This is a genomic window from Phreatobacter sp., from assembly GCF_052440005.1.
In the GTDB taxonomy this organism is placed as follows: Bacteria; Pseudomonadota; Alphaproteobacteria; order Rhizobiales; family Phreatobacteraceae; genus Phreatobacter.
In genome coordinates, this window is sequence record NZ_JBQVQL010000097.1 from 1 (window position 1) to 15,450 (window position 15,450).

The following is a 15,450-nucleotide window of genomic DNA, read 5'->3' on the forward strand; positions in this document are numbered from 1 at the left end:
GCCGGCCTCGACATCGAGCAGCTCGTCGACGTGATCTCCAAGGGCGCCGCCGGCTCGTGGCAGATGGAGAACCGCCACAAGACCATGAACCAGGACAAGTTCGACTACGGATTCGCCGTCGACTGGATGCGCAAGGATCTCTCGATCTGCCTCGCCGAGGCCCGCCGCAACGGCGCCACCCTGCCGGTGACGGCGCTGGTCGACCAGTTCTACGGCGAGGTCCAGACGATGGGCGGTGGCCGCTGGGACACGTCGAGCCTCTTCGCCCGCCTCGAGCGCAAGTGAGGGCGCGCGGCCTCAGAGCCGCGCCGCCACCTCGCCGCGCAGGACCGGCAGCAGCTCCGCGTCGAACCAGGGATGGCGCTTCAGCCATCCCGAGTTGCGCCATGACGGATGGGGCAACACGAATACCGCCGGCCGGTCACCAGCGGCCCTGATGGAGCGCCAGGCGGCCACGGTTTCCGTCAGCGTCCGTCCGGCGAGGTGGCCGAGCCCGAGCCGGCCCAGGTGATAGGCGTGCGCGGTCGCGCCGATGGCAAGAACCAGATCGACCGCGGGCATCGCCGCCATCAGTCGGTCGTGCCAGGCCTCGCGGCATTCGCGGCGGGGCGGCAGGTCGCTGCCCTTGGCGTCGAGGCCCGGAAAGCAGAAGCCCATCGGCACGATGGCGACGCGGGAGCGGTCGTAGAAGGTCGCCTCGTCGACGCCCATCCAGGAGCGCAGCCGGTCGCCGGACGGGTCCGTGAACGGCCGCCCGGAGGCATGGACGCGCGTGCCCGGCGCCTGCCCCGCGATGAGGATGCGCGCGGTGGCCGAGGGCCAGGCCACGGGGCGCGGCTCGTGGGGCAAGGGCGCGCCGCGCGGGCGCTCCACGCAGATCCGGCAGGCGGCGATGGCGCGGTCGAGGGCGTCGAGACTATCCACGCCCCGCCATTATCACGCCTTTGCCGAGGGACGGGCCGCCATGGCCGCATGCCAGCGCTTCAGCTCGACCAGTTCGTCAGGCACGGCGACGCGGGTCGGCTTGAGGAAGTCGACGCCGATCATGGCGGTGATGTCGGCATTGGTGAAGCGGTCGCAGCAGACGAAGTCGCGGCCCTTGAGCTGCCGGTCGAGGAAGGCCAGCTCGTCGACGATGCGGCCCTTGTTGACCTCGCCCCATTCCTTCACCTGCGGCACCTCCATGGCGGCCATGGCAGGATGGAGGTGGCGGAAGGCGGAGGCGATGGTGGAGAGGAGGTTCAGCTCCGCGCGGCGCGACCACATCTCGATCTCGCCGATTTCCTTCGGCGTCCGGCCAAACAGGTTCGGCTCGGGGTGGAGCGCCTCGATATAGCGGCAGATGGCGATGGACTCGCAGAGGACCGAGCCGTCATCCAGCTCCAGCGCGGGCGTCCGCTGGCGCGGATTGACGGCCGCGTAGCTCTCCGACTTCTGCTCCATCTTGCCGAGGTCGATGGTGACCTTGGGGATGTCGATCCCCTTCTCCGCCAGGAAGACCCGCACGCGGCGCGGGTTGGGAGCGAGAGGCGTGTCGTAGAGCTTCATGGCGGGCGTCCTCGGCCGTGCAGGCTTGTTATCGTGTAACTGCACATGCGAGGCGCGCGGGGGTCAACCCGGCGGGTCGGCGGATGGCGTCAGCGACGGGGACCGAACAGGGCGCGGCGCAGGGCGCCGATGTTCTGGGCCTCGGGCGGGGTCGGTGCCTCCACCTCCATCGGGATCGGGGCATGGACCGCGACCGACGGGCTGGCAATGGCCGGCAGGGCCTCCATCACGCGCTCCGCGGGGAAGGTCACGGTGACCTCCGTGCCGATGCGGACCGTGGACTTGAGGGTGAAGGTGCCGCCGTGCATCGACACCAGGCCCTGGACGATGGGGAGCCCGAGGCCGGTGCCCTGCTCGGCGTTCTTGATGGCGTTGGAGCCCTGGCCGAAATTCGACAGGACGATCGGGATCTCGTCCTCGGGAATACCGGCGCCGGTGTCCTTCACCGAGACGTACTGGCCGCCCGACGCCGTCCAGCCGACCTTCAGGGTGATCTCCCCACCCGTGGGCGTGAACTTGATGGCGTTGGACATGAGGTTGAGCACGATCTGCCGGATCGCGCGCTCGTCGGCCCAGAGCTTCGGCATGTCGGGCTCGAAGCGCTCGACGATGGTGACGCCCTTGTTCTTGGCGCGCACCTTGAGCAGGTGGTGGCAGTCCTCGACGACGTAGGCGAGGGTCAGCGCCTCCTCATTGAGGTCGTATCGGCCGGCCTCGATGCGGGAGAGATCGAGGATCTCGTTGATCAGCGAGAGCAGATGCTGGCCCGAGGAGTGGATGTCGCCGGCATATTCGGCATATTGCGGCGAGGAATGGGGGCCGAACATCTCGCCCTTCATCACCTCGGAGAAGCCGAGGATGGCGTTGAGCGGCGTGCGCAACTCGTGGCTCATCTGGGCGAGGAACTGCGACTTGGCGATATTGGCCATCTCGGCGTTGCGCCGGGCCTCGTCCGAGTTGGTCTTGGCCGTCTCGAGCTCGCCGATCAGAGCATCCTTCTCGGCGCGCGCCTCGATGGTGGCGAGGTTGGTCTGGTAGAGCCGGGCCGAGATGATGGCGAAGAACACGAGCGTACCCAGCGCCATGGCGGCGAGGACGGCGCCCTGCATGCCGTGCAGCAGCAGGAAATAGGCGATCACCGTGGCCGCGACCGGCAGCGAGGACGCGAAGATGGCGACCGGCAGGGTCGACCCGATCATCGCCGAAACGGCGACGACGATGAGCATGCCGACGAGCAGGAAGTTGCTGGCCTCGGCGACCTGGGTGCGCATGACCACGATGAAGGCCAGCACCCAGCCGATGCCCAGCATGATCTCGGCGATGACGAAGCGCAGGCGCCAGGAGGCGAGGTCCGCCTTGTCCGGCGCGACCTTGAGGAAGGACCGCGCCATCAGGATGCAGAAGCCGTGGGCGCCGAGGATGATCAGGCCCGCCGCGGCGCCGAGGCCCGGATTGGTGGCCCAGCCGGCGACCCAGCCTGTGGCGAGGGCGATGAGGGCGACGGCGATGCCGGCCGACTGCTTGTTCTGCGCGAAGACGCGCATCAGCTCGTATTCGAACGAGCGCTTCGTGCCGGTGGTCGAGGTGAGGCGGTCGCGGGCGTCCCGCACCTGGCGAACGACGCGCTTGCGGCTCTGGGCTTGCTCGCGCGCCCTCTCGGCCTGCCGGTCGTCCGGCCGTCCGTCTGCCGCCGTCACGCCCATCGCCGGGCACCTCTCCAACGCAACGCCACTTCCGGACCGAAATGTGGCAGAGCTTGATTAACGGCAGGTCGAGATCCATGGTAAACGAACCATGAACATCCTGTCCCGATCCTGATTCCTCCCTCCCCTTACGGCCAGTCCATGCTGCGCTTTTCCCGTTTCCGCAGCCTGCGGCCCAATACGGGTTTTCTCTGGCTGCTGATCGCCGTCGCGGCGGTGACGACGCTCGCGATCCGCCACGCCCTGCAGGGTCCACAGGCGCGCCGCACCTTCGGCGGCTATGCCCGGATCGTCGATGGCGACAGCCTGATCGTCGCCGGCATAGAGGTGCGTCTCCACGGCATCGATGCGCCGGAGCTGTTCCAGCGCTGCACGCGCGAGGGGCGCGAGGTCCGCTGCGGGCGGGAATCAGCCCGCGCCCTCATCGCCATGGTGGCGGGGCAGCCGCTGACCTGTGAGCAGCGCGACATCGACCGTTACGGCCGGACGGTGGCGATGTGCCGGGCCGACGAGGTCGATCTCGGGCGTGCCCAGGTGCTGGCCGGCCATGCGGTCGCCTATGGGGCCTACTACCAGGACGAGGTCTCCGCCAGGGCGGCCAAACGCGGCCTGTGGGCCGGCGAATTCATGCGTCCGCGCGAATGGCGCGACCGACAGCGCGCAGGCGCCCCACCGGAGAGCTGACCCCTCGGCTAAACGTTTCTGATCGTAATGGTTTCGGCCGCGGGTAACCTTGCGTTAACCATGTTGCCCGAGAGTGCTTCGGCGAGCGATGCGTCTCGTCACCGGTTTCCTGATGCCTTCGACGCCGCCCGACCTCCTGGCACCCGTCATCGTCGCGCTCTGCGTGTTCCTGGTTCTCGCCGGCCATGTGACGCTGGAGAGCGGGCTGGTCCGTGCCAAGCACAGCGTCAACGCTGCCGCCAAGCTGCTGGTGCAGGTGGGCATCACCATCCTCATCGTCTGGGCGGTCGGCTACGGCATCATGAATGCCGGGGGGCCCATCGCCGGCCGCGGCCCGTTCATGCCTGCCGACGGGGGAGCCGATCTCGTCTTCGCGCTGGCCATCGCCTGCGCCGCGGCGACGCTCCTGTCGGGCCCGCTGGCGGAGCGAACCACCCTGCGGGCCTATGCGGCCCTCGTCACAGTGTTCAGCCTCGCCATCCTGCCCTTCGTCATGCACTGGGCCTGGGCCGACGGCGAGACGGCCGGATGGCTCAGGGGGCTCGGCTATGTCGACCTCGCCGGCGGGGGCGTCATCCACGTGGCCGGCGCCACCGCCGCGCTGGTCGCGTCCTATGTCGTGGGGCCGCGCACGGGCCGCTTCAACGGCACGCGCCGCAGCCTCGTCGTGCAGAGCCAGAGCTTCCCCTTCGCAGCCCTCGGCGTGATGCTGCTGTGGCTCGGGTGGTTCGGCATCGCCATCGGCCAGGCGCTGTCCTCGGGATTTGCCGTGGCCCCGGTGGTGATCAACCTCATCCTGGCGGGGGCCGCGGCGATCACCGTGACGTTCCTCGCCAACCAGCTCCGCCCGTCACGGATCACCATCGTCCACATCATCCACGCGACGCTCGCCGGTGTGGTGGCGGCCTCCGCGGCGGCGCATCTCCTCCATCCGCTGGGCGCCGTCGCGCTGGGAGCTGCGGGCGCGGCCGTGGCGCTGGCGGGAGCGCGGCTGCTGGAGATGGCCGAGATCGACGACGCGCTCGGCATCGCCTCCGCTCACCTCTTTCCCGGGATGCTGGGCGTGCTCGCCGTCGCCTTCTGCCAGCCGGCGAACCTGATCGTCATCCTGGCGCTGCAGGCGGCCGGGCTGCTCGCCATCGTCTCCTGGGCGGCGGCGGTCATGGGAGCCGCGGCCTTCGCCCTGCGCTTCGTGATGCGGCTGCGCGTGGGCCAGGCGGAGGAGCGGATCGGGCTCAACGTCACCGAGCACGCCATGACCACGGACGTCGCCATGCTGGTGAGCCAGCTCGGCGCGCTCAATCTCAATGCCGGCGCCTTCGCCTATCTGGAGGCCGATTCCGACGGCGAGCTCGGGCAGATCGCCCGCGAGTACAATCGCGCCGTGGACATCTTCCAGGCGCAGATCAAGGGCGTGAAGGAGAAGCTCACCCTCGCCGAGGCTGCAGCCGAACAGGCGAGCGACCTGAACGAGCGCCTCGCCGGCGAGGTGCAGGAACGCGAGAATCGCCTGGACGCCGCGACCCGCGAGGTGGCCTTCCTCACTGACCAGGTGGCGCGCGCCCTCATCGCGGTGGAAACGCTGAAGGGCGTGCGCTCCGGACTCGTCCGGCTGATCGGCCGGACGTTCCGCCAGCCCATCGAACGCCTGCACCTGATGGCGCGACGGGCGGCCTCGAGCCGCCACCAGGACGACATCGACGCACTCATCGACGCCGCGCGGGAGGAATCGGCGAGACTCGCGCGGCGCCTCGCCGACGTCCTCGACTACGCGCAGGCCTCCGCCATCGAGAGCCCGCCCGCCGGCGACCAGGCGCCGATGGAGAAGCTGATCGGCGAGGTGAACCTGCTCTACAGGCCGCGGGCGGAATCGAAGGGCGTGAAGTTCCGCGTGGTCTGGACACCGGATGTCTCGTCCATGACCGCCAATGCGGTCGCCCTGCGCAAGATCATGGGCGAGCTCGTCAACCACGCCATCGCGAGCACGCCCCGCGGCGGCATCGTCAACGTCTCGGCCAAGCGCGGGCCGGGGGGCGAGCTCGTTCTCGACGTGGTCGATTCCGGCGCCGGCGTCTCGCCGGGCGAACTCGCCCAGGCGCTCGACCCGCTCGGCGAGGGCAACGGGAGCGGCGAGGCCGAGCTCGGCCTTGCCCTGGTCAAGAAGCTCATCGACCTGCACGGCGGCGCGCTGACCATCCGCTCCAAGCCCGGAGCCGGCACGCAGGTGCGCGCCACCATCCGCGCCGAGCATCTCGGCAAGCCGCTCGCGGCCGCGGGCTGAGCGATCGGTCCCCGCGGCCCTCTCGACCTGACCGGCCGGATGCGGCATGGTCCGCCCTCCCGCGTTCCCGACGGCGCCCCGCCGAGCACATCCCGCTGAGCCATGGCCAACCATCTCTTCGATCTCGTCCGCCTTTACGGCACCGATGCCTCCAAGACCTTCATCGAGACCGAGGACGGCACCCGCTTCACCTATGACGATCTCTTCGCCGCGACCGGCCGCTTCGCCAACGCCCTGGTGGCGGCGGGCGTGAAGCCGGGCGACCGGGTGGCGGTGCAGGTGGAGAAGTCGCCCGGGGCGATCTTCCTCTATCTCGCCTGCGTGCGCGCCGGCGCCGTCTTCCTGCCGCTCAACACCGGCTACACACTGGCCGAGATCGAGTATTTCCTCTCCGACGCCGAGCCGGCCATGGTCGTGTGCGACCCGGCACGGCGCGACGGCATCGCCGAGGTCGCGGCACGCACCGGCGTGCCCGCGGTGGAGACGCTGGGCCGGGCGAAGGATGGCTCGCTGTGGCAGAAGGCTAATGCCCAGGCGCCGGTCTTCGACTCGGTGGCGCGCGGGGCCGACGACCTTGCAGCGATCCTCTACACTTCGGGGACGACGGGGCGCTCCAAGGGCGCCATGCTGACCCACGACAACCTCGCCTCCAACGCGCTGACGCTGAAGGACTACTGGAAGTTCACGCGCGAGGACGTGCTGCTGCATGCCCTGCCGATCTTCCACACCCACGGGCTCTTCGTCGCCACCAACACCATCCTGATGGCGGGTGCGACCATGCTGTTCCTGCCGAAGTTCGATGCCGACAAGGTGTTCGAGCTGTTGCCGCGGGCGACCACGATGATGGGCGTGCCGACCTTCTACGTCCGCCTCGTGCAGGACGCGCGACTGACCCCCGGCGCGACGCGCCACATGCGCCTGTTCATCTCGGGCTCGGCGCCGCTGCTGGCCGAGACGCACCGGGCGTTCCGCGAGAAGACCGGTCAGGCCATTCTCGAGCGCTACGGCATGACCGAGACCAACATGAACACCTCGAACCCCTACGAGGGCGAGCGCATCGCCGGGACGGTCGGGTTCCCCCTGCCGGACGTCCAACTGCGCGTCACCGATCCGGAAACGGGCGCTCCCGTCGCCAAGGGCGAGATCGGCATGATCGAGGTGAAGGGCCCGAACGTCTTCAAGGGCTACTGGCGGATGCCGGAGAAGACCGCCGCCGAGTTCCGCGAGGACGGCTTCTTCATCACCGGCGACCTCGGCAAGATCGACGAGGGCGGCTATGTCCACATCGTCGGCCGCGGCAAGGACCTCGTGATCTCCGGCGGCTACAACGTCTATCCGAAGGAGGTCGAGACCGAGATCGACGGCATGGCCGGCGTCTTCGAGAGCGCCGTGATCGGCGTGCCGCATCCTGATTTCGGCGAGGGTGTGACCGCCGTGGTGGTGCCGACCCCCGGCGCAAAGCTCGACGAGGGTGCCATCCTCTCCGCGCTGGAGACCCGCCTCGCGAAGTTCAAGCTGCCGAAGCGCGTGATCGTGGTCGAGGACCTGCCGCGCAACACCATGGGCAAGGTGCAGAAGAACGTGCTGCGCGAGACCTACAAGGGCATCTACGGGGGCTGAGCCTCAGGCGCCGTTCCACCGCGCCAGCACCCGGTCCACGAAGATCCCCGCCGCGCCGAGGTAGCCGGCGGGATCGAGGAGTTCGGCAAGGCGCTCGCGCGGCGCATGAGCGGTGATCTCACCGTCCTCGGCGAGCACGTCGAGGAGGACCCTGCCCTCGCCGACGGCCCTGCGGCAGGCAGCCTCGATCCGGTCATGGGCGACGAGGCGGCCGAAGGCCGGCGTCAGCGCCATCTGCACGGCTTCCGCCATCAGCAGCCCGCCGGTGGCGTCGAGATTGGCGCGCATGCGCTCCGGCTTCACCTCCAGCCCCTCCAGCAGTTCGGCGAGGCGTGCCATGACCCCGCCGGTGAGGCGGGCGAGTTCGGGCAGCGCCAGCCATTCCGACTGCCAGCCCCCGGCGAAGCGCTCGTGCTCGCCGGCGCCGCCGGCCGCGATGGCCGCGAGCAGCTGGGGCGCGAGGCCGGCCGCGCCGAGGATGGTGGCGGAGAGCGCCGGGTTGCGCTTGTGCGGCATGGTGGAGGAGCCGCCGCGGCCCGGCGCCGCCGGCTCAGTCACCTCGCCGACCTCGGTCTGCATCATCAGGGCGACGTCCCGGGCGACCTTGGCAGCGGTGGCGACGAGGCCCGCCATGAGGCTGGCGGCTTCCAGGATGCGGTCGCGCTGGCCGTGCCAGGGCGTGTCGGGCAGCGACAGGTCGAGGCGCGCGGCGAGCAGGCGGGCAACCTCGGGCCCCTTGTCAGCGAGGGAAGCGAGCGTGCCGGCGGCACCGCCAAACTGAAGGGCGAGGATGCGCGGGCGGGCTTCGGCGAGGCGGTCGCGGTGACGCATCAGCGCGTCGAGCGTGCCCGCCATTTTCAGGCCAAAGGTGATGGGCAGAGCCTGTTGCAGCCAGGTGCGGCCTGCCATGGGCGTGTCGCGATGAGCCCTGGCGAGAACTGCGGCAGCAGCCATGGCGCGGGCGAGATCGGCCTCGACGACCCTGAAGGTCTCGCGGAGCTGCAGCACCAGGCCGCTGTCCATCACGTCCTGGCTGGTCGCCCCATAGTGCACCCATTTGGCGGCTTCGGGATCGGCCTCCCGCACCTTCGCCGTCAGCGCCTTGACCAGCGGGATGGCCGTGTTGCCGGCGATGCTGGCGGCGTCGGCCAGTGCTGTGGCGTCGATGTCGCGGCGCGCCACGGTCGCGGCGACGGGGGCAGCCGCCGCGGCGGGGATCACGCCCGCCTCGGCCTCGGCAGCGGCAAGTGCCTCCTCGAAGGCCAGCATGGCGACGACAGCCGCCTCGTCCGACCAGACCGCCTCCATGGCGGGCGAACCGAAGAGGGGCGCGAGAAGCGGCGACGGCATGGGGACCTCATTCCAGGCGGGCTCCAGCCTTACCAGAGCGCGGCGCCCGGGACCAAGCCACGGCAAGGGAACGCCGGCGGCCGTCGCGGGTTGGATGTTTCGAAGCGGTATGGCCATAGGAGGGAAACATGCCTGCGGATGTGAAAGCCGACGCGTTGCAGAAAGAGGGCACGCGCGAGTTCGAAGAGGCGATCGCGGGCAAGGGCCCGAAGATGCCGGCGAGTTCCACGACGAAGGCCGAGGAGGCCGAGCTGAACAAGGCGCTGGAGGACACGTTCCCGGCCAGCGATCCCGTCCAGCCCACGGCGCCGGAGAGCAGCGTCGGGGCACCCGCCGGCCGGAAGTCCGTCGACGGCAAGAAGGACGCCTGAGCCGGCTTGACACTCCGGCCGGGCTGTTTCACTTGAGCGCCGTCAGCCGGCCGGACGACCGCCGCCGCATCACCCGAAAGGGCGCGGGGGAGGAAAGTCCGGGCTCCACGGAAACACGGTGCCGGATAACGTCCGGCGGGGGCGACCCCAGGGACAGTGCCACAGAAAACAGACCGCCGGGGTTCGCCCCGGCAAGGGTGAAAAGGTGGGGTAAGAGCCCACCGCGCGACCGGCAACGGAAGCGGCACGGTAAACCCCACCGGGAGCAAAACCGAATAGGGACGACAGGGGGAAACCCCGGGCGTGGATCCGCGCCGTCGTCCGGGTAGGTTGCCAGAGCGTCCGAGCAATCGGCCGCCTAGAGGAATGGTCGTCGCGCGGGATTCGTCCCGCCCCACAAAACCCGGCTTACAGGCCGACTGACATGTTGAGAGGCCCCGGCGCGACAGCGACCGGGGCCTCGCCATGTCCGGGCGTCCGCCACATCGATCACGACTTCGTCAAGACGTAACGCCGCGGATGGTCCAGGCGAAACGGAGGCGTGCCGCGCCCTGACAGCCGGCCGGTCCTTAGAGGGGAAACCATGATTCATCGCCGCACCTTCATCCTCGCCTCGGCCGCGATCGCCGCCGCCGCTCCCTCGCTTCCCGCGGGTGCCGCCGCGCAGCGCTTCACCCAGGCCGCATTCGCGGCCGCCCAGGCCGCGGGCAAGCCGATCCTCGTCGAGGTGACGGCGCCCTGGTGCCCCACCTGCCGGGCCCAGCAGCCGATCCTTCAGAAGCTGACCGCCGAACCCCGCTTCCGCGACCTCGTCTTCCTCAGCGTCGACTTCGACAGCCAGAAGGACGTGCTGCGCGCCCTGAACGTGCAGAGCCAGTCGACGCTGGTGGTCTTCAAGGGGCGGCAGGAGGTCGGCCGCTCGGCCGGCGACACCAGCGCGGCCTCCATCACCGCCCTGGTGGCGAAGAGCATCTGATCCGCCGCAGCCAGCCGCAGGGACACCGCCCATGTTCGCCTCCATCGGCTTCGCCTTCCTGGCGGGGATCGTCTCGATCCTGTCGCCCTGCGTGCTGCCCATCCTGCCCATCGTGCTCGGGGGCGCTGCCTCCGAGCACCGGCGGGGACCGCTGGCCCTCGCCGCCGGCCTTGCCCTCTCCTTCACGGTGATCGGGCTCTTCGTCGCCACGATCGGCTTCTCGCTCGGACTCGACCTCGGCGTCTTCCGCGTGGTGGCCGGCTTCATCCTGCTGGCCCTCGGCCTCGCGATGCTGGTGCCGGCGGCGGGCGCACGCCTCGCCACGGCTGCAGGCCCCCTGTCCGACTGGACGCAGTCGCGCTTCGGCGGCTTCGACCGGGGAGGCCTCTCCGGCCAGTTCGGCGTCGGCCTGCTGCTCGGGGCGGTGTGGAGCCCCTGCGTGGGCCCGACCCTCGGAGCCGCCTCGCTGATGGCGGCACGGGGGGAGAATCTCGGCCAGGTGGGCCTCACCATGCTCGCCTTCGGCATCGGCGCCGGCCTGCCGCTCGCCGCCCTCGGCGCCCTGTCGCGGGAGAAGCTCCTCGGGCTGCGCGAACGGATGATGGCGGCCGGCCAGGGCGCCAAGACCGCTCTCGGGCTGGTGGTGGTGGCTGTCGCGGTGCTGGTGCTCACCGGTTGGGACAAGGCCATCGAGGTCGCGCTGGTGGAGGCCTCGCCCGCTTGGTTGACCAACCTGACGACCCGTTTCTGAGGAGTGCGGGCCGGCCCGCGTGACGCGATCGGGCGCCCCCCGACATCGCGCTGAAACAGATGCCCCGCCCTTGTCTTTGCGCAAAGGGCGGGTCCGTGACAGTCTCGCCCCCCGTCGTCCTGGAGAGGAGCCACGTCATGGGCTGGGCCATTCTCGGCATCGTCATCGCCGCCGCCGTCTACGCCGTCTTCGTCTACAACGGGCTCGTGGGGCTCCGGCAGCGGGTCAACCAGGCCTTCGCCGACATCGACGTGCAGCTGAAGCAGCGGCACGACCTCATCCCCAACCTGGTCGAGACCGTGAAGGGCTATGCGGCCCACGAGAAGTCGACGCTCGACGCCGTGATCGCCGCGCGCAACGCGGCGCAGGGCGCCCACGGTCCGGCGGCGCAGGCGGCCGCCGAGCAGCAGCTCTCGGGTGCCGTCGGCCGGCTGATGGCCCTCGGCGAGGCCTATCCGGACCTCAAGGCCAGCGCCAACTTCCAGCAGCTCCAGGTCGACCTCGGCAACGTGGAGGACAAGCTTGCCGCCGCCCGCCGCTTCTTCAACAACGCGGTGAGCGAGTTCAACGCATCCATCCAGGCCTTCCCGGCCGTGCTCTTCGCGGCGTCGATGGGGTTCACGTCGCGCGAGTTCTTCGACGTCGGTCCGGAGACCCGCGCGCAGATCGAGACGGCGCCGACGGTGAAGTTCTGAGCCCGGTGGCACCGCCATGATCGGCGAGGCCTACGGGCTCTACGGCCACATCCGCAACAACAAGATCCGCTCGGGATTCCTCATCGCCGGGCTGTTCGTCCTCGCCTACCTGCTGACCTTCGGGGTGATCCTGATCGGCTACGGCATGTCGGGCTATGAGGTCGGCACCCAGGTGCTGAACCAGACCTGGCGGGTGTTCCTGGTGGCGCTGCCCTTCGTCACGGCCGGCACCGCCCTCTGGGTGCTGATCGGCTACCGCTTCAACGTCGCGCTGATCGGCAAGATGACGGGGTCGGAGCCGGTGAGCCAGGCCGACAATCCGAAGCTCCACCGGATGCTCGAGAACCTCTGCATCTCCCGCGGCATGCCGACGCCGAAGCTCGCGATCCTGCAGAGCGACGCGCTCAACGCCTTCGCATCGGGCGTCAACGAGAAGCAGTTCACCGTGACGGTGACCACAGGCCTCCTCAACACGCTCGACGACAAGGAGGTCGAGGCGGTCCTCGCCCACGAGCTCACCCATATCCGCAACGGCGACGTCAGGCTGATGATCATCGCGGTGGTGATCTCGGGCGTCATCTCGCTGGTGGGCGAACTGGTGTTCCGCGCCTTCCTGCGCGGCGGCATCCGCTCGTCCTCCGACGACCGCAAGGGCGGCGGCGCCATCGTGGTCGTGCTGATCGGCGTCGCGCTGGTGGTGGTGTCGTGGGTCCTGGCGATCGTGGTCAGGCTGTCGCTGTCGCGCTCGCGCGAGTATCTGGCGGACGCCGGCGCCGTCGAGCTCACCAAGAACCCGGACGCGATGATCTCGGCGCTCCTGAAGATCTCCGGCCGCGCCGACATCGAGGGCGTGCCCTCGGGCGTCATGGACATGTGCTTCGAGAACGATCCGGACGATTTCGCCGATCTCTTCTCGACCCACCCCTCCATCACCAAGCGGGTGCAGGCGCTGGTGGAGAAGGCGGGCGGGCGGATGCCGGAGCTGCCGCCGCACGCGCCCGCCATGGGGCAGCGACAGGACCTGCCCTCGATGGTGCAGGCGAGCCGGTCCTGGGGCGCGCCGCGCTAGCGCCGCGCCCCCGCGCCGTCAGCAGGCCATGCGGATGCGCTGGGCATTGCACTGGAAGCCAGGCGTGCCGCGGTTCGAGGAACAATAGCGCTCTCCCGGCGACAGACCGAAGATGCGGCGCTCGCCACCGGCGGCCACGGTGAAGACGCTGCTGTTGCCGTTGCGATAGAACAGGCGGAACCAGCAGACGGGGCTGACGCCGGGATCGCAGGTGAAGCGCGCGGTGCATTGGGCCTGTGCAGGCGTCGTGGAGACGAAGGTGCCGAAAGCCAGAACGGCGGCCGCGGTGGTGGCGAGAAGACAGGTCCTGAACATGTGAGACTCCGGGTTTACAGCAGTGGTTCGCAGCCGCCGGACGACCGCCCGGGCCAAATCTAGACGCCGAGTTCACGCGACGTAAAGGTAACAGCTCGTTTCGGGGGGCTCCCCGCGATCGGATTTTTTCCGCGTCCGGGCCCTCCGCCGGTATCCTATGGCCGCCGCGCCCCAAAGTCCGCCAGCCAGCCCCACCTAGTTCGACATCGAACCATATTGACGGCGCCCATTTAGCTTGATATCTAATCAACTCGTTCGATATCTAACTCAAAGGAGCCTTCGATGAATCGCCGCCTGTTCCTTCTCTCCTCCGGTGCCACCGGCCTCGTCGCCGCAACCGGCGCCACCGCCTTTGCCCTGACGCGCACGCCGTCGGCGGCGCTCCTGCCCTGGTCCGAAGCCGGCGGCTCGCGCTCCGATCCGCGACGGTTCGTCGTCGAGCACGCGATCCTGGCGCCGAACCCGCACAACCGGCAGCCGTGGATCGTCGAGCTGACAGGGCCGACGACGATGACGCTCTTCTGCGACCTCGACCGCAGGCTCCCCGAAACCGATCCCCTCGACAGGCAGATCGTCATCGGGCTCGCCTGCTTCTGCGAACTCGCGGCCATCGCGGCGACGGCGATCGGCCACCGGCTGGAGGTCGTCCCGTTTCCGGGGGGAGAACCGCACCCGCGCCTCGACCGGCGCCCGGTGGCGCACATGCGGCTCGTCCGCGAGGCCGGCATGGCCGTCGACCCGCTCTTCGCCCAGGTGATGGTGCGGCGCTCGACCAAGCGGCCCTACGACATGGCGCGCTCCGTGCCGACGTCGGCGGCCGCCGCTCTTGCCGCGCTTTCCGCTCCGGGTTTAACGGTCGCGGCCGTCACCGAGTCCGCGCTGACGGCGCAGGTCCGTGACCTCACCTGGAGGGCCTGGGAGGTCGAGGCCGCGACCCCGCGAACCCATCAAGAGAGCGTCGACCTCATGCGCATCGGCCGCCGCGAGATCGAGGCCAATCCCGACGGAATCTCGCTGGGCGGTCCCTTCCTGGAGGGCCTGTCGCTGATCGGCCAGCTGTCGCGGGCCCAGCTCGCCGACCCCGCCTCATCCGCGACGCGCCAGGGCCGCGACATGTACCGCGCCATGCTGGCGGCGACGCCCGCCTATGTGACCGTCACGGCGGAGGACGACAGCCGGGCCGGCGCCTTCGCTGCGGGGCGCGCTTATCTCAGAGCCAACCTGACGGCCGCCTCGCTCGGGCTCGCCATGCAGCCGGTCAGCCAGGCCCTGCAGGAATTCGCCGAAATGGACGGCCTGCGCGCCGAGCTCGACCGGCTGCTCGGCACCGGGCACCCGAAACGGCTGCACATGCTGGCCAGGTTGGGCTACGGTCCCGCCGTTCCGCAGACACCCCGCTGGTCTGCCGCCTCCCGAATCAGGACCGCATGACCGAGACCGTTCCCGCCAGCGACGCCGACCTCCTGTTCCGCGTGTTCAACGAGGTCGGCATCATCGCGCAGCTGTCGAGCACGGCCTTCGAGCGCGTCATGCCGGAGGGGATGACCCTCGCCCAGTTCACCATCCTCAACCACTTCGTGCGGCTTGGCGGCCGCAGGCGCCCCTCCGACCTCGCCCGGGCCTTCCAGGTCACACGGGCGACGATGACCTCGACCCTGCAGAGGCTGGAACCGAAGGGACTGGTGCAGATCGTGCCCGACGACAGCGACGGGCGCGGGCGGCTGGTGGAGATCACCGATGCCGGCCGGGCCGTCCATGCCGACTGCATCGCCCGGCTCGCTCCCGTACTGGACGGCCTGCTGGCCCGGATCGGTCGGGCGCCCTTCGCCGCGGCCCTGGCGCCGCTCGCCGAGATCCGGACGCGGCTCGACGCCCTGCGCGACTGAAACCGGCGCGCGGGTAGCGCGGGCGCCCCCGCTCGACTAGATTGAAGGCCATGCATGGAACGTTGCGGACGGTTCTCCTCGCCGGTGCGGTTCTGGCCGCCACGCCGGTCGTCGCCCAGCTGGACCTGACGCCCCCTGGCGCTCGCCAGCAACCTGCCAGCCGGCCTGCCGCCCGCCCGGCGCGGCCGCCGACCGGGGCGC

General features: G+C 69.9%; 16 protein-coding genes and 1 other RNA gene. 12 read left to right on the forward strand and 5 right to left on the reverse strand.

The annotated features are described in order from the left end of the window. Nucleotides 1–285: NAD-binding protein (locus tag ACT6XY_RS18980; protein ID WP_444749886.1), on the forward strand; the 285-nt coding region annotated here is incomplete at its 5' end. Between the two features lie 12 nt (nt 286–297). Here ACT6XY_RS18980 and ACT6XY_RS18985 read toward each other — a convergent pair. The 3 genes from ACT6XY_RS18985 to ACT6XY_RS18995 form a co-directional block, all read right to left on the reverse strand. Then, nucleotides 298–924, reverse strand: coding sequence for a uracil-DNA glycosylase family protein (locus tag ACT6XY_RS18985; RefSeq protein WP_444749887.1), 627 nt, complete (start codon nt 922–924; stop codon nt 298–300). A 12-nt stretch (nt 925–936) separates the two neighbouring features. Continuing rightward, the gene (locus tag ACT6XY_RS18990; protein WP_444749888.1) at nt 937–1,548 is read right to left on the reverse strand and encodes a glutathione S-transferase family protein; all 612 of its coding nucleotides are present in this window, start codon (nt 1,546–1,548) and stop codon (nt 937–939) included. 89 nt (nt 1,549–1,637) lie between these two features. Further along, the gene (locus tag ACT6XY_RS18995; protein ID WP_444749889.1) at nt 1,638–3,245 is read right to left on the reverse strand and encodes a sensor histidine kinase; all 1,608 of its coding nucleotides are present in this window, start codon (nt 3,243–3,245) and stop codon (nt 1,638–1,640) included. 147 nt (nt 3,246–3,392) lie between these two features. Between ACT6XY_RS18995 and ACT6XY_RS19000 the strand changes: the two genes are divergently transcribed. From ACT6XY_RS19000 to ACT6XY_RS19010, 3 genes are all read left to right on the forward strand, one after another. Next, on the forward strand, nt 3,393–3,935 hold the full coding sequence (locus tag ACT6XY_RS19000) for a thermonuclease family protein (RefSeq protein WP_444749890.1): 543 nt from the start codon (nt 3,393–3,395) through the stop codon (nt 3,933–3,935). 88 nt (nt 3,936–4,023) lie between these two features. Then, nucleotides 4,024–6,216 carry an ATP-binding protein gene (locus ACT6XY_RS19005; protein ID WP_444749891.1) on the forward strand — a complete coding sequence of 731 codons (2,193 nt, stop codon included), beginning with the start codon at nt 4,024–4,026 and terminating at the stop codon, nt 6,214–6,216. Nucleotides 6,217–6,318: 102 nt separating this feature from the next. Continuing rightward, nucleotides 6,319–7,836: a malonate--CoA ligase gene (locus ACT6XY_RS19010; protein WP_444749892.1), complete on the forward strand. Its 1,518-nt coding sequence runs from the start codon at nt 6,319–6,321 to the stop codon at nt 7,834–7,836. 3 nt (nt 7,837–7,839) lie between these two features. On the opposite strand, the gene ACT6XY_RS19015 is transcribed toward ACT6XY_RS19010, so the two are convergent. Further along, nucleotides 7,840–9,186: a 3-carboxy-cis,cis-muconate cycloisomerase gene (locus ACT6XY_RS19015; RefSeq protein ID WP_444749893.1), complete on the reverse strand. Its 1,347-nt coding sequence runs from the start codon at nt 9,184–9,186 to the stop codon at nt 7,840–7,842. Between the two features lie 128 nt (nt 9,187–9,314). On the opposite strand from ACT6XY_RS19015, the gene ACT6XY_RS19020 reads away from it, so the two are divergent. The 6 genes from ACT6XY_RS19020 (at nt 9,315) to ACT6XY_RS19045 (ending at nt 13,048) form a co-directional block, all read left to right on the forward strand. Continuing rightward, on the forward strand, nt 9,315–9,557 hold the full coding sequence (locus ACT6XY_RS19020) for a hypothetical protein (protein ID WP_444749894.1): 243 nt from the start codon (nt 9,315–9,317) through the stop codon (nt 9,555–9,557). Between the two features lie 42 nt (nt 9,558–9,599). Continuing rightward, an RNA gene (gene rnpB / locus ACT6XY_RS19025) (RNase P RNA component class A) lies at nt 9,600–9,984 on the forward strand. Nucleotides 9,985–10,140: 156 nt separating this feature from the next. Beyond that, nucleotides 10,141–10,533 (forward strand): thioredoxin family protein, encoded by a 393-nt coding sequence (locus tag ACT6XY_RS19030; RefSeq protein ID WP_444749895.1) that lies wholly within the window; start codon nt 10,141–10,143, stop codon nt 10,531–10,533. A gap of 31 nt (nt 10,534–10,564) precedes the next feature. Beyond that, the gene (locus ACT6XY_RS19035; RefSeq protein ID WP_444749896.1) at nt 10,565–11,284 is read left to right on the forward strand and encodes a cytochrome c biogenesis CcdA family protein; all 720 of its coding nucleotides are present in this window, start codon (nt 10,565–10,567) and stop codon (nt 11,282–11,284) included. 137 nt (nt 11,285–11,421) lie between these two features. Continuing rightward, a complete protein-coding gene (locus ACT6XY_RS19040; RefSeq protein WP_444749901.1) occupies nt 11,422–11,979 on the forward strand; it encodes a LemA family protein in 558 nt (185 codons plus the stop codon). A gap of 16 nt (nt 11,980–11,995) precedes the next feature. Further along, nucleotides 11,996–13,048: a M48 family metallopeptidase gene (locus ACT6XY_RS19045; protein ID WP_444749897.1), complete on the forward strand. Its 1,053-nt coding sequence runs from the start codon at nt 11,996–11,998 to the stop codon at nt 13,046–13,048. Nucleotides 13,049–13,066: 18 nt separating this feature from the next. Here ACT6XY_RS19045 and ACT6XY_RS19050 read toward each other — a convergent pair whose 3' ends face one another. After that, nucleotides 13,067–13,363, reverse strand: coding sequence for a hypothetical protein (locus ACT6XY_RS19050; RefSeq protein ID WP_444749898.1), 297 nt, complete (start codon nt 13,361–13,363; stop codon nt 13,067–13,069). A 282-nt stretch (nt 13,364–13,645) separates the two neighbouring features. On the opposite strand from ACT6XY_RS19050, the gene ACT6XY_RS19055 reads away from it, so the two are divergent. After that, entirely contained in the window at nt 13,646–14,794 is a 1,149-nt protein-coding gene (locus ACT6XY_RS19055; RefSeq protein ID WP_444749899.1) for an Acg family FMN-binding oxidoreductase, read from the forward strand. Then, nucleotides 14,791–15,249 carry a MarR family winged helix-turn-helix transcriptional regulator gene (locus ACT6XY_RS19060; protein ID WP_444749900.1) on the forward strand — a complete coding sequence of 153 codons (459 nt, stop codon included), beginning with the start codon at nt 14,791–14,793 and terminating at the stop codon, nt 15,247–15,249. The genes ACT6XY_RS19055 and ACT6XY_RS19060 overlap by 4 nt, the downstream gene beginning before the upstream one ends. The last annotated feature ends 201 nt before the right edge of the window (nt 15,250–15,450 follow it).

Bases quoted from the DNA above. Each gene is read 5' to 3' on its own strand.
- ACT6XY_RS19030 (WP_444749895.1), top strand. From the start codon at position 10,141: ATGATTCATCGCCGCACCTTCATCCTCGCCTCGGCCGCGATCGCCGCC.
- ACT6XY_RS19010 (WP_444749892.1), top strand. From the start codon at position 6,319: ATGGCCAACCATCTCTTCGATCTCGTCCGCCTTTACGGCACCGATGCC.
- ACT6XY_RS19060 (WP_444749900.1), top strand. From the start codon at position 14,791: ATGACCGAGACCGTTCCCGCCAGCGACGCCGACCTCCTGTTCCGCGTG.
- ACT6XY_RS18990 (WP_444749888.1), bottom strand. From the start codon at position 1,548: ATGAAGCTCTACGACACGCCTCTCGCTCCCAACCCGCGCCGCGTGCGG.
- ACT6XY_RS19035 (WP_444749896.1), top strand. From the start codon at position 10,565: ATGTTCGCCTCCATCGGCTTCGCCTTCCTGGCGGGGATCGTCTCGATC.
- ACT6XY_RS19005 (WP_444749891.1), top strand. From the start codon at position 4,024: ATGCGTCTCGTCACCGGTTTCCTGATGCCTTCGACGCCGCCCGACCTC.
- ACT6XY_RS19020 (WP_444749894.1), top strand. From the start codon at position 9,315: ATGCCTGCGGATGTGAAAGCCGACGCGTTGCAGAAAGAGGGCACGCGC.
- ACT6XY_RS19055 (WP_444749899.1), top strand. From the start codon at position 13,646: ATGAATCGCCGCCTGTTCCTTCTCTCCTCCGGTGCCACCGGCCTCGTC.
- ACT6XY_RS19045 (WP_444749897.1), top strand. From the start codon at position 11,996: ATGATCGGCGAGGCCTACGGGCTCTACGGCCACATCCGCAACAACAAG.
- ACT6XY_RS19000 (WP_444749890.1), top strand. From the start codon at position 3,393: ATGCTGCGCTTTTCCCGTTTCCGCAGCCTGCGGCCCAATACGGGTTTT.
- ACT6XY_RS19015 (WP_444749893.1), bottom strand. From the start codon at position 9,186: ATGCCGTCGCCGCTTCTCGCGCCCCTCTTCGGTTCGCCCGCCATGGAG.
- ACT6XY_RS19040 (WP_444749901.1), top strand. From the start codon at position 11,422: ATGGGCTGGGCCATTCTCGGCATCGTCATCGCCGCCGCCGTCTACGCC.
- ACT6XY_RS19050 (WP_444749898.1), bottom strand. From the start codon at position 13,363: ATGTTCAGGACCTGTCTTCTCGCCACCACCGCGGCCGCCGTTCTGGCT.